This is a genomic window from Actinomadura flavalba DSM 45200, assembly GCF_000374305.1.
GTDB classification, from domain to species: domain Bacteria; phylum Actinomycetota; class Actinomycetes; order Streptosporangiales; family Streptosporangiaceae; genus Spirillospora; species Spirillospora flavalba.
On sequence record NZ_KB894093.1, the window covers coordinates 892,536 to 905,161 of the forward strand.

13 protein-coding genes and 1 tRNA gene are annotated in these 12,626 nt (G+C 70.0%); 5 read left to right on the forward strand and 9 right to left on the reverse strand.

Annotation, left to right across the window (positions count from 1 at the left end; all coding sequences use genetic code 11):
- The first annotated feature begins 63 nt into the window (after positions 1-63).
- Positions 64-136: transfer RNA gene (locus tag C229_RS0103915), tRNA-Glu, on the forward strand.
- Positions 137-536: 400 nt separating this feature from the next.
- On the opposite strand, the gene C229_RS0103920 is transcribed toward C229_RS0103915, so the two are convergent.
- From C229_RS0103920 to C229_RS0103950, 5 genes are all read right to left on the reverse strand, one after another.
- On the reverse strand, positions 537-1,493 hold the full coding sequence (locus C229_RS0103920) for a hypothetical protein (RefSeq protein ID WP_018653772.1): 957 nt from the start codon (positions 1,491-1,493) through the stop codon (positions 537-539).
- Between the two features lie 211 nt (positions 1,494-1,704).
- Entirely contained in the window at positions 1,705-1,869 is a 165-nt protein-coding gene (locus C229_RS33365) for a helix-turn-helix domain-containing protein (RefSeq protein ID WP_155884580.1), read from the reverse strand.
- A gap of 16 nt (positions 1,870-1,885) precedes the next feature.
- A complete protein-coding gene (locus tag C229_RS0103930) occupies positions 1,886-2,200 on the reverse strand; it encodes a hypothetical protein (protein WP_018653774.1) in 315 nt (104 codons plus the stop codon).
- 293 nt (positions 2,201-2,493) lie between these two features.
- Positions 2,494-2,655, reverse strand: a complete 162-nt coding sequence (locus C229_RS0103945) for a hypothetical protein (RefSeq protein WP_155884581.1) — start codon at positions 2,653-2,655, stop codon at positions 2,494-2,496.
- A complete protein-coding gene (locus tag C229_RS0103950) occupies positions 2,643-3,041 on the reverse strand; it encodes a hypothetical protein (RefSeq protein WP_018653778.1) in 399 nt (132 codons plus the stop codon). The genes C229_RS0103945 and C229_RS0103950 overlap by 13 nt, the downstream gene beginning before the upstream one ends.
- Positions 3,042-3,284: 243 nt before the next feature.
- On the opposite strand from C229_RS0103950, the gene C229_RS0103955 reads away from it, so the two are divergent.
- Both C229_RS0103955 and C229_RS0103965 read left to right on the forward strand, forming a co-directional pair.
- Positions 3,285-4,295 (forward strand): hypothetical protein, encoded by a 1,011-nt coding sequence (locus tag C229_RS0103955; protein WP_018653779.1) that lies wholly within the window; start codon positions 3,285-3,287, stop codon positions 4,293-4,295.
- A 157-nt stretch (positions 4,296-4,452) separates the two neighbouring features.
- Positions 4,453-5,385 (forward strand): inositol monophosphatase family protein, encoded by a 933-nt coding sequence (locus tag C229_RS0103965; RefSeq protein WP_018653781.1) that lies wholly within the window; start codon positions 4,453-4,455, stop codon positions 5,383-5,385.
- 325 nt (positions 5,386-5,710) lie between these two features.
- Here C229_RS0103965 and C229_RS0103970 read toward each other — a convergent pair whose 3' ends face one another.
- From C229_RS0103970 to C229_RS0103985, 4 genes are all read right to left on the reverse strand, one after another.
- Entirely contained in the window at positions 5,711-6,550 is an 840-nt protein-coding gene (locus C229_RS0103970) for an alpha/beta fold hydrolase (RefSeq protein ID WP_018653782.1), read from the reverse strand.
- Positions 6,534-8,063, reverse strand: coding sequence for a glycerol-3-phosphate dehydrogenase/oxidase (locus tag C229_RS0103975; RefSeq protein WP_018653783.1), 1,530 nt, complete (start codon positions 8,061-8,063; stop codon positions 6,534-6,536). Before C229_RS0103975 ends, C229_RS0103970 begins: the two co-directional genes overlap by 17 nt.
- Positions 8,060-9,580: a glycerol kinase GlpK gene (gene glpK, locus C229_RS0103980; protein ID WP_018653784.1), complete on the reverse strand. Its 1,521-nt coding sequence runs from the start codon at positions 9,578-9,580 to the stop codon at positions 8,060-8,062. The genes C229_RS0103975 and glpK overlap by 4 nt, the downstream gene beginning before the upstream one ends.
- Positions 9,581-9,652: 72 nt before the next feature.
- Positions 9,653-10,414, reverse strand: coding sequence for an IclR family transcriptional regulator (locus C229_RS0103985; protein ID WP_018653785.1), 762 nt, complete (start codon positions 10,412-10,414; stop codon positions 9,653-9,655).
- A gap of 112 nt (positions 10,415-10,526) precedes the next feature.
- Between C229_RS0103985 and C229_RS0103990 the strand changes: the two genes are divergently transcribed.
- Positions 10,527-11,768, forward strand: a complete 1,242-nt coding sequence (locus C229_RS0103990; protein WP_155884582.1) for an ABC transporter substrate-binding protein — start codon at positions 10,527-10,529, stop codon at positions 11,766-11,768.
- Positions 11,765-12,625 (forward strand): branched-chain amino acid ABC transporter permease, encoded by an 861-nt coding sequence (locus tag C229_RS0103995; RefSeq protein WP_018653787.1) that lies wholly within the window; start codon positions 11,765-11,767, stop codon positions 12,623-12,625. The genes C229_RS0103990 and C229_RS0103995 overlap by 4 nt, the downstream gene beginning before the upstream one ends.
- Position 12,626 lies beyond the last annotated feature (1 nt).

Here is a 12,626-nt window from a genome sequence, read left to right on the forward strand (position 1 = left end):
TATGCGTCCGCAACCGTTGTCCCCTATGCTGGACCCACGGCCGAGGCCACCACCTCGCCGCGGGCCCCCTTCGTCTAGCGGCCTAGGACGCCGCCCTTTCAAGGCGGTAGCGCCGGTTCGAATCCGGTAGGGGGTACACAACAGATCCGCGCGTGTCGTCGCGCGGATCACCCAGCGCGGCCCGTGCGGCGGCGCTTTGGACGCCCACGGGCTCTCCGGCGATGGTGACTTCGCACTCGACGTACCCGGCGGCCTTATGGACGCGCATCCGGAGCCGGAAGACGTCCAGCAGGCGGCGTAGCAGCGGGGCGGGCAGCGCCTCCAGGTCGATCGTTCCCGTGGGCATCAGGTCCAGGAGTTCAGGACTCCGGCGTACGGGTGCGGTGTCGCGCAGCTCGCGACGCTTGTCCTGCGCGTCCTTCAGATCGGCCGCGATTTCGGCCGCCCGCTGGTTGATGCGCTGGACCAACGCTGCCTCATCGTTAAGTCATCCAGGCTAGGCCGAGCGCTAGCCTGAGAGCGGTTCCGCGTGTGGGCTAGATGACGCGGTCGAGCTGGCGGCCGTGGGCGGCGATGTGGCGGCTCAGTTCGTCGCTGCGTCTCGCTCCGGCGGCGAGCGCTGCGTCGATGAGGTCGGCGGTCATCGCCGTAGCGCGAGCCAGCGCATGGCGTTCGGCTTCTTGGGGTGCGGCCGAGCTGCCGTAGCGGACGGCCATACCGGTGAGGTGCTCGCGCACGGTGCGGACCTGTTCGATCATCGAGATCAGTACGTGGCGGGGGAAGGCGGACTCGTCCGGTAGATCGGGCAGGGGAAAAGCGGGGACCTGCGTCCAGCGGTCCCGCTCGGCCTCGGTGAGGTCGTAGTCGAAAGGAAGCTCCGAGGCGCCCCGGTCGGCGAACTGGACCTGCTCGAACAGGTCCAGTTCCGATTCGGCCCACAGATCTTCCTGAAAGAGTGCCGCGGCGTGCCGGAGCTCTTCGGCACGCCGCCGCATCGCCGCCGCCGTCGCATTGTCCCCGGCCTGCTGTGCCTCCACTTGGGAGCGAGCACAATGGCCCGACTGCTTCATGAGCGCCGTGTGAACGTGGGTGATCGCCTGGGCCGCTGCCTGCGCGAGCTGGTCCCCCGACCGCCAGGACGGCACGACCAGCCGGAACTGCATCAAGGAGAACGCGTCCAGAACCACCCCGGCGTCAGCGGAGACGACGTCGCCGGCCTTCTCAAGGCCGAGTGAATGCGGGAGCTGCGCCGCCCACAACTCCGCATCGCCGGTCTCGTGCAGGGAGGCCCGGACTCGCGTGAGCACCCGTTCCAGAAGCTCCCCGGTCAAGCCCTCGGCCTGCATCGCCTCGCGCCAGGCATCCTGGACCGCCCGCTGCACGCGGGCGCAGATCTCCTGCGTGCTGAACGCCCGAGTCCACGCCTCCGACTCATCGACAGCCGCGTCCACGGCCTCGCCACCGCACCCCCTACCGTCCTGCTCATCCGACATATCAGCTCCTTTTCGGCTCATCCGATCCGCTCGAGGACCCTTCTCCCAAAGCGCATGCGACCCTGATCAACATCGACGTCACCGCCGCCTCGCCTATCCGCCACGGCCGTTGGCAACCTACAGAGGCACCCCCCAACCTTGGATAAGTCCCGAGGGGTGAACCCCGGTGCTCCCCCCTCCAGAGCACCGGGGTTCGGTCATCGGGGCGGGGTCAGCAGTCCCCCTGCGCCGACTTCCACACCTTCATGACCTCGGCGCGGTTGAAGATGAAGCGGCCGGACGGGGTGTAGCCGTTGCGCAGGAAGCCCTTGTGGGTCCAGCGAATGACGGTGTAGGGGGTGACGCCGAAGAGACGGGCCACTTCGGAGGTCTTCATCGTGTTCATCATGGGGTCATGCTCCTGTTCCGAAGCCGGGGGTGAGGTCGGCCGCGACGGGGATCGCGGCGGTGCGGGGATCGTGGACACGGCAGAGTTCGTTGTCGGTAATGGCGAAGATCCACTCGCCGGTGTCGGTCTCGTGGGCGGTGATGGGAACGCCGACCGAGCGGTCCTTGGTGTGGCTGACCCACAGCAGCGCGCTCGGCTGCGCGGCGAGGGAAGTCACCCACCCTCGCCGGTCCAGTTCCCAACCGAGGATCAGCAGCGCGTGCAGCGCCCGCGACTTACGCCGGTCGGCGAGCAGCCGCCACAGAACTCCAATCGCCACTTTCGTTCTGTTCGGTCTCCTTTTCACATTTCACTCCTTAACACCAGGCGAATCCGGCATTTGTACGGTCAGAGGATCATGGGGTCGTGCATATGGCGCTCGACGGATCCGAGGCGCCGAAGATGCGCGGCCACGCGTTCGAGTACGGCGGCGGAGTCAGCCACGGCCGGCTCCGTGGAGCCACTGCCGCAGTCTGCGGAGGCGTGCGGCGTGCGGCCAGGCGGCGGCGACCGTGGCGCCCACCAGGGCGACGATGAGATCAGCGGGAAGCAGAAGCATGGTGTTCTCCGGCCTCAGAACCGGAACCTGGCCCAGACCCACTTGCCGGGCGGGTACGGCGGCGAGGAGGCGGTCACGTCACGGTCGCCCGCCGGAACGAGGGACATGACCAGCGGCAGTCCCCATCCGCCGACGTCGGCCAGCCCGTCTTCGTCGTCCAGGCTCAGAGCGTCCACGTCGGTGAGGTCGCGCACGGGCCTGCGAGGACGAGGCCGCTCCGGGCTGGAGTCCTGAACGCCGACCACAGGTGCCCATGCCCGGTCCGGGACCGGCGCGTGACCGCTCGGTAGTAGATGAGCTGTCCCGGCGTCGCGCGCACCGCGTTCGTCATGAGTTCGGAGGTGACCAGTACCGCGGCCTCGAAGAGGCTGATCATCCCGCCGTCCACAGCGGCGAAGGGGTGGAGCCGGGCCTGCTCCAGCAGGCCCAGGAGGCCGAGCCGATTTTCGAGGGCGGAGCGTGCACGGCCAGGGCTGGTCTCGCTCGCCAGCTCAGCCCACTCCAGCTCGTCTTGGAGATCTTGCTGCGCGCATTCCACCGATCGCCGAATGCTCAGCCTCACGCCTCTCACCTCATCGCCTCCACTTCCTGCCGAACCCGATGTGCGTGCCCTGCCAACGCCGCCGCTAGCTGGGCGACGCTGTTACTAGGAGTGAGCAACGATCGCAGGAGTGGGAAGCGTCCACACCCGCTAGGACGCGTGTGCACGATCGGGTTTCTGGGCGGCTGTGACCAGCGATTATTGCGATTGCCCCGCCCGCTACCCATCCGAATGGGTAATGTCCCGTACACCGGAGGTGACGGGATGACCACGCAGAAGCCGACGAGCACCAGCCCGCAAGCCCGAGGCCGGGAGCTGGCCCGGGCCGGTCGGCAGCTATGGCAGGAGTTGGGATCGGTCAAGGAGGCAGCCGCCGAGCTGATGAACCGGCATCCCGACATCCCCAGCCTCCAAGCGCACCGGTACGCGTGCGGTCTCTCCCAGGACCAGGCGGCACAGCGCTACAACGAGGCAACCGACCATCAGACCAGTCTCGGCGGGACCACGATCAACTCGTGGGAGACGTGGGCACGCGGACGTGGCCGGGCTGGTTCACCGCCCAACTTCCCTAGCCTGCTCGTGCTCTCGGCCGCGTACGGGAAAGGCCCTTTGGGCGTCGCTGATGAGCAGGTCTCCCCTGGCGACCTCGTCGCCGAAGGCTATGAACGCCTCGCGGTCGAAGATCAGATCTCGCTGAAACACCATGGCGCCCCGCTGGACATCAGAACGGCCCTCGCCGCGAAGCCGGACGATGGCGCCCCTAGCCCCATCAACGGTGTTCCTCTGCCACGAACGCAGCGCAGCGCGCTTACCGCCACAGGACAAGAGTTCGACCTGGCGGTCCCCATGGTCGAGTACGGCAATCCCGTGATCAAGGTTTCTACGCTGCCGAACGCGCAGCCCGGCCAACTGCTACATCTGAATTGGACATCCTTCGGGTCTGGGCTCGAACGCCTCATTCACCAGATCAAGAACATCGGCCGACGACTGGACGTTGATGCCTGCTTCGGCATCAATGAGGCTGGCCTCGTCATGGCTACCTTCCTAGCCTCCGCACAGTTCGGCCGATGTCCGATTGGTTACCTGAAGTGCAACAAGGCACGCGACAAGATCAGCCTTGATCTTGCGTCCGCCTATCCTGACCTCCCGGACGCACCTTCGATCGTCCTCTGCGACTTCGAGGTGAAGCGGGCCGACGTCATCGGATTCATCACGCGGGAAATCCGCAGCCGCTACCCTGGCGCGGAATTTACTTCGCCGTCTTCGGCGCGATGACCAAGGGCCGAGACCTAGAGGTAGCGAGTTTCGACGACCTCACCGGGGCAGAAATCATGCGGGCTGCCGACCTGGCGGCCGTCTTCGTCGCGGCGACGATGGGCCCACCCGGCATCGAGCCACCACTCGAACTTCGCTGAGCAAGGAGGAGCACCCGATGGCATCTGCGCAGGAACCGCTTCCCACCCTGGCGAACCAGCTCACCGAACTGGTGAGGACCGTCATGAGCGAGATCCGCCCCCGTCTCGTTGAGGGAGCCCTCGCCGGGCAGCACGCCGAGAGCCGCAACGACCGCCACACGGACAACTTTCTTTCAAAGCATGACCTGTGGATGCACGACCGCTACCGCGAACTCCTCACCGAGATCATCCCTTCCTACGTCTACGCCTCCGAAGAAGCCGACCCGCAGATCATCGGAGACCACCCCGACCCCGACCTGTGCGTGCTCGTCGATCCCCTCGACACCAGCGAGCTCGCCGTCCGCGCCCTGCACGGCTATACGCACGTCATGGTCTACTCCCGTTCGCTGCGCCGCCCCATCGCGGCCGTGGTCGGCGACATCTTCCACCACGTCCAGCTCTACGTCGCCGCCCGCAACGACGACGGCGAGGACCACGCCCACCTCATCACCGCAGACGGAACGATCCATCCCCTGACCGCCTCACCGACGGCCGCCCTGCCCGAGGCGCTGGTCACCAACTTCCTCATGAAGCCCCCGCGCTTCCGCGAACTGGCCGACCAGCACCAGCTCCTCGACGCCCTCGCCGCCCACTCCCCCGACGGCGCCAGCCGGGGCCGCATCGGCGTCGACTTCGGCTCCGTCTGCCTCTGCCACGTCGCCGCCCGCTTCACCGAGAGCACCATCGAGTTCGCCAAGGGCTTCGCCATCTGGGACCTTGCCCCCGGCCACTACATCCTCCACGCCGCAGGCGGCACCGTAATCGACCTAACCGGTCACGCACTGCCACTCGATCACGGCCTCCACACCCTCACCGACATCACCGAGGCCATGGACCGCCGCCAGACCTTCATCGCGGCCGGCAACGCCCATCTCGCCGCGCAACTCCTCAAGGTCGTAGAGGAGAAATAAGGACCTCGCTACGGACACGTCGGTTCGCACGCCGCAAAACGGAATCCCTAGCGCGCAGGCCGAGGCCCGGGACCGCCTCGGGATGAACGAGGCGTACCCGGGCCGTTCACCGCCTGCGAACAGGGCGGTAGGTTGCCCACCGCCGCACCCCCGCATCAGCCGATGGCGAACCGCGACGCGACCGTGAGCACGGCACCGGGGCGTGCGCGGATCTGTTGTGTACCCGGTAGGGGGTACCAGAAAGACCGGCGCTGTGCGCCGGTCTTCTTTTTTTTGCTGGTTCTTCGGGGTGGGTTTTCGGGATCGAGGTCGTTGTGAGGGTGGGTCAGCCTAGGACTCGGGTTATCCAGGCTATGAGGTCGTTTTGGACCTCTTCGCGGTTGGTTTCGTTGAGGAGTTCGTGGCGGGCGTTCGGGTAGACGCGGTAGGTGAGGTCGGTCAGGCCCGCGGTGCGGTAGCGGCGGACCAGGAGGTCCGAGAGGGCCAGGTCGGCGTTCAGGGGGTCGCGGTCTCCGACCATGACGTAGACGGGGAGGGCCGGGGGGACCGTCGCGGGGTCCGTCATGGCCGCCGCCGCGGCGTACATCGCCTCCATGCCGGGCTCGTCCAGGGAGAAGCCGCAGAGCGGGTCGGCGAGGTAGGCGTCCACCTCGGACTCGTCGCGGCTGAGCCAGTCGAAGTCGGTGCGGGCCGGCTCGAACGGGGCGTTGTACGAGGTCAGCCGGCCGCCTGCGGCGCGAATGGCGTCCACCAGGCCGTCCAGGGCCGTCGTGCCCGACAGGACGAGTCCGTCGATCAGGTCGCCGTGCGACAGGACGTACTGCTGCGCGGCGAACGAGCCCATGCTGTGCCCGAACAGGACGAGCGGGACGCCGGGATGCCGCTCCCGCGCGAGCCCCGTGAGACGCACCATGTCGTCGACGAGAAGGTTCCACCCGTCGTCGCCGAGACGCCCCGGCTCACCCTTCATCGTCAGCCCGTGCCCGCGATGGTCAGCGGCGTGGACGGCGTAGCCGAGCGAGACGAGACGCTCGGCGAACCGGGCGTACCGGGCGGCGTGCTCGCCCATGCCGTGGGCGAGCTGGACGATCCCCCGCGGCGGCGCGACCGGCTCCCAACTGTGCACGTGGACGTCGAGCCCGTCGGTACTAGGGAAGGTGAACATGCGGGGGCTCCTCCAGCAGGTCGGCGACCCGCGCGCGGATCTCGGGGGTGTCGAGGCCGCGCAGGGTCAGGGTGGTGCGGCGGCGCAGGATGTCGTCGGGGGTGGCGGCCCACTCGCGGTCGCGGGCGTAGACGACCTGGGCCCAGATGTCGGGTCCGTCGGGGTGCACGGGGGCGCCGAGCGCCGGGTCGCGCCGCACCAGGTCGGCCAGGTCGAAGGCGAGGGTGCCGTAGTGGGTCGCCAGGTGCGCGGCGACGGACGGTTCCATCGGCGCCGCGACGAGCCGGTGCGCGACCGCCGCGGGGGTCGCCAGGCCGGGCAGCGGGACGGTCTTGAGGACGTCGGCGCCGACGCCGAGACGTTCCAGGACGATCCGGCCGATGTGCCGGTAGGTGGTCCACTTGCCGCCCGCGATGGACAGCATCCCGCCCCGCCCCTCGGTGATGACGGTCTCGCGCTTGGCGGTGGCGACGTCGCCGGGGCCGCCCGGCAGGACGCGCAGCCCGGCGAAGGCGTAGGCGACGTCCTCGCGGCGCAGGCCGTCGAGGGCGTGCCCGGCCTCGGCGAGGATCTGGGCGACGTCGGCGTCGGTGGCGCGGACGTCGGCGGGGTCGCCGTCGTAGGGCTCGTCGGTGGTGCCGAGCAGGAGATGGTCCTCCCACGGGATCGCGAACGAGACCCGGTACCGGTCGACGGGCACGGTGACGGCGGCCCGCCACGGCTCCTGCTGCCGCACCACCAGGTGCGCGCCCTTGGACAGCCGGATGCTGGGGCCGGACGACGGGTCCTCCATCGTGCGCAGCCGGTCCAGCCACGGCCCGGTCGCGTTGAGGACGAGCCGCGCGGTGACGCCGAACTCGGTGCCGTCCAGCGCGTCCCGCAGGTCCGCGCCGACGATCCGGCCGCCGGAGCGGCGCAGCCCCCGGACGGCGGCGTGGTTGAGGACGGTGGCGCCGGCGGCGACGGCGGCGCGGACCGTCATGATCGCGACGCGGCTGTCGTTCATCTGGTGGTCGGTGTAGACGGCCGCCGCCCGCAGCCCCTCGGCGCGCAGCGCCGGGACCTGGTCGAGCGCGTTCGCGCGGGACACGACGCGGCCGAGGCCGTCGCCGAACGCCGACAGCGCCGAGTACAGGAAGACCCCGGCGCCGAGCTTGGCGGCGCCGTGCGGGCCGTCGGCGTAGATCGGCACCAGGAACCGGCGGGGGCTGACCAGGTGCGGGGCGACCTGCGCGGCCAGGCTGCGGCGTTCGCGGTGGTTCTCCGCGACGAGCCGGACGTTGCCGGTCTGGAGGTAGCGCAGGCCGCCGTGCACGAGCTTGGTGGACGCGCTCGACGTCGCCCCGGCGAAGTCGCCCGCGTCGACGAGGGCGACCCGCAGCCCGGCCTGCGCCGCCGTCCACGCCGCCGCGATGCCGACGATGCCGCCGCCGATGACCAGCAGGTCGAACGTGCCGCGGCCGAGTTCGTCGCGGACCTCGGCGCGGCCGGGGCTGTGCAGGAGTGTGTTCACGCGGGTTCGACCTCGATCTCGTCGTCCTCGTCGATCCAGCCCTTGGCCAGTTCGACCGCCTTGCGGTACTTGCGGAGCATCCGGTCGCGGGTGCCGTCCTCGATGCGGGGCGTCCACTCGGCCGCGCGCCGCCACTCGGCGCGCAGCGCGTCGAGGTCGGGCCAGACCCCCGCGACCAGCCCGGCCGCGTGCGCGGCGCCCAGGCACGTCGTCTCCGAGACGAACGGCCGCATCACCGGGACGTCGAGCATGTCGGCGATGGTCTGCATGAGCAGGTGGTTGGCGGTCATACCGCCGTCCACCCGCAGCGCCTTCAGCTCGACTCCCGAGTCGAGCACCATGGCGTCCACCACGTCGCGGGTCTGGAACGCCGTCGCCTCCAGGACGCAGCGCGCCAGATGCCCCTTTCCGGCGAAGCCCGTGAGCCCGACGATGACGCCGCGCGCGTCCGGCCGCCAGTGCGGTGCGAACAGGCCGGAGAACGCGGGGACGAGGTAGAGGCCGCCGTTGTCGCGGACGCTCAGCGCCAGCGTCTCGATCTCGGCGGCCGTGGAGATCAGCCCGATCTTGTCGCGGAGCCACTGCGTCAGCGACCCGGTGTTGGCGATCGAGCCCTCCAGCGCGTAGACGGGTGCGTCCGACCCGAGCCGGTAGCCGACGGTGGTGAGGAGCCCGTGCCGGGAACGGACGGGTTCCTCCCCGGTGTTGAGCAGCAGGAAGCTGCCGGTGCCGTAGGTGGACTTGGCGTCGCCGACCGAGAAGCACGTCTGCCCGAACAGCGCCGCCTGCTGGTCACCGAGCGCCGCCGCGATCGGGACGCCCTCCAGCACGCCGCGCGCGTGCCCGTACACCTCCGCCGACGAGCGGATCTCGGGCAGCAGCGAGCGCGGGATGCCGAACGCCGCGAGGATGCCGTCGTCCCAGTCGAGCGTGCGCAGGTCCATCAGCATCGTTCGGCCGGCGTTGGTGACGTCGGTGACGTGGACCGCGCCGCCCGTCAGGTTCCAGATGACCCAGGTGTCCATCGTGCCGAACAGCAGCTCGCCGCGCTCGGCGCGCTCGCGGGCGCCGGGGACGTGGTCGAGCAGCCAGCGGATCTTGGGTCCGGAGAAGTACGACGCCAGCGGCAGGCCGGTGGTCGCGGCGAACCGGTCGCGGCCGTGGCCGCCCGCCAGTTCCGCGCACAGCGCCTCGGTCCGGGTGTCCTGCCACACGAGGGCGTGGTGGACGGGACGTCCGGTCGCGCGGTCCCACAGCACGGTCGTCTCGCGCTGGTTGGTAATGCCGACGGCGGCCAGATCGGAGGGGGCGAGCCCGGCCTTGCGCAGCGCGCCCGCCGTCACCTCCTGGACGCGGGCCCAGATCTCGGTGGCGTCATGCTCGACCCAGCCGGGGCGGGGGAAGATCTGCCGGTGTTCGCGCTGGTCGACGGCGAGCACGTGGCTGGCGCCGTCGAAGACGATGCACCGGCTCGACGTCGTGCCCTGGTCGATCGCGGCGACGAAGCGGTCCGCCATACGGCCCCTCCGGTTCAGAGACGGGGTGGTGTGGAGCACAGTAGCTCATTCGACAATGTCGAACAACGGTCATCAGTAGATTCCGGCACCGAGATCCCGGCTGATCGCCCGCGCGGTGTCGCGCACCGCCGCGACCAGCGTGCCGGGGAACGCTCCGTCCGAGGTCAGGCGCTCGATCGCGCCGCCGATCCCGACCGCGCCCAGCGGGGCGCCGCGATGGCCGCGGATCGGGGCGGCCAGCGCCGCGACCCCTTCCACGGCCTCCTCGCGCTCGCCCGCCCAGCCCGCCGCGCGGATGCGCGCGCACTCGGCGTCCAGGTCGGCGCGGGCGGTCAGCGTCGCGGGGGTGCAGGGCTTCAGCCCGTCGTCCAGCTCACCGGGCGCGACCGGGTCGAAGGCCAGCAGCACCTTGCCCCACGCGGTCGCGTGCAGCGGCAGCATCGAGCCGACCTCCAGCACCTGCCGGCTCTCGTCCGGGCGGAACACGTGGTGGATGACCAGCACGCCGCCCTGGTGGAGGACGCCGATGCGGACGCTCTCGCCGGTGACGCGCGCCAGGTCGTCGGCCCACATCAGCGAGCGGGCGCGCAGCTCGTTGACGTCCAGGTAGCCGTTGCCCAGCCGGAGCAGTTCGGCGCCGAGCCGGTAGCGGCCGGTGACGGGGTCCTGCTCGACGAATCCCTCCTGCTGGAGCGTGCGCAGGATGCCGTGCGCGGTGCCCTTGGCCAGGCCGAGCGTGAGGGCCACGTCCGACAGGGCCAGCGTCCGTTCACCGCCCGCGAGCAGGCGCAGTATCGCCGCCGCCCGCTCCAGGGACTGGATTGAACCCGCCATCCCACCTCCTCAGTGATGTCGTTCGACATTATCGAACGTTTTTCTTGTAAGTAAGGGCTTCGTCGGCTTAGAGTGTGCGCCACCTCACCCCCAGAGCAGAGGAACCCACCCCATGCGGTCCAGAACAGCGGCGATGCTCGCCGGCACGGTCCTCCTCCTCCCCGTCGCCGGCTGCGGCGGCGGCTCCGGCGCCGCCGACGACGGAACCGTCACGGTCGGCGCGATCCTGTCCATGTCGGGCATCTACTCCACGCTCGGCGCCCCGCAGCAGAAGGCCCTGCGGATGGGCGTCGAGAACCTCAACAAGCAGGGCTTCGTCGTGGACGGGCGCAAGCGCACGCTGGAGATCGAGTACGCCGACGACAAGTCCGACGCCGCCACGACCGGCGTGACGCAGCTCCGCGAACTCACCCAGGCCAAGAAGCTCCCGGTGGTCGCCTACGGCCTCGGCTCGGACACCTACGTCCCCCAGCTCAAGCGCAACCCCGTGCCGATGCTGAACCTGATCGACTCGGTGCACCCCAGCATCCTCCGGCTCAGCCCGCAGTTCTGGCGCGTCCGCGGCGACTCCCCCACCTATGTTCCGGGCTGTCTCCACTACGCCAAGCGGGAACTCGGTACCAAGAGCATCTCGATCATCACCGCCAAGGGCGAGGCGTACGGCGAGGGCCTCACCCAGCTCGTCACGCAGTCGGCGCGGGCCGAGGGCATCGACGTCGCCGCCAGCACCCAGTTCCCCGTCGGCGCGACCGACTACAGCAACGCCATCCGGGGCGCCGTCGCGGCCGAGCCCGACGCCGTCTACCTCTCCAGCGTGACCGCAGTGATCCTGCCCGTCCTCAAGCAGCTCCGCCAGTCGGGCTACACCGGGCCGGTCATCCACAGTGCGGGCATCAACCCCAACCAGGCCAAGGACATCCTCGGCGGCCAGTTCAACTCGATCATGAAGGACAACCACGACTGCGCGGGCACGCTGCCCACCACCTCGGAGAACCCGGCCGCCAAGGCGTTCGCCGACGCCTACCAGGCCCGCTACAACGAGTACCCGCAGGACCTGACGATGTGGGCGCACGACTTCCCGTTCATCGTGGCCGCCGCGATGACCAAGGCGGGCACCGTCGACGACCCGGCGAAGATCCAGAAGGCGCTCGGCGAGATCACCGTGCCGCAGGGCACCGTGAGCGGCTGGATTCCCGGCCCCGGCGACGCGCTGTTCACCGAGCGGATGGCGCGCACCGCCTCGGAGGTCACCACCTGGTGCGACGCCCGGCAGACGCTCGCCAGCGCGATGACGTTCGACGTCCGCGACGGCGCCGTCGTCGACCCGAAGATCAAGAAGGACCCCTGCTCGTGACCCAGGTCCTCGTCGACGGGATCTTCCTCGGCTGCCTGTTCGCGGTCGTCGCGGTCGGCCTCACCCTGGTCTACGGGGTGATGGAGGTCCCCAACTTCGCCCACGCGGGCATCATCGTGCTCGCCGCCTACACGACGTGGTCGGTCAGCCAGGCCGGGGCGCCGTTCGTCCTCGCCGCGCTCGCGGGCATCGCCTGCGGCGGCGCCGTCTCGGTGCTCACCGAGGTGCTCGCCTACCGGTGGATCATCGAGCGGCCCGCCGCCGCGCCCGCCGTCGCGCTCGGGCTGCTGCTCATCCTGCAGAACGTCGCGCTGCGGCTGTACGGCGGCGCGGGCCGCTCGCTCGACACCCCCTACGACACCGTGCTGCTGCGGTTCGGCGGCGTCACGCTGCCGGGCGTCAAGGCGGCGCTCATCGTGCTCGCCGTCGCGTCGCTCGGCGCGCTGCACCTGCTGCTGACGCGCACGTCGCTCGGCCGCGCGATGCGGGCCGTCGCCCAGGACCGGGAGGCGGCCGGGATGCTCGGCATCCCGATGCGGCGGCAGTACATGCTCGCGTTCCTCATCGCCGGGCTGCTCGGCGGCGTCGCCGCGATCGCCTACGCGCCCACCTTCCAGATCTCGCCCTACATGGCCGACGAGGTCCTGCTCAGCGCCTTCGTCGTCGTGGTCCTCGGCGGGCTCGGCAGCGTGTGGGGCGCGGTCACGGGCGGGCTGCTGCTCGGGATCGTCCAGGGGTTCGGCGCCGCCTACGTCAGCTCCGCCTACCAGAGCGCCTTCGGGCTCCTGGTGCTCGTCCTCATCCTCGTGCTGCGCCCCGACGGCCTGCGCAGCACCAACGCCCGAAGGGTGGCCTGAT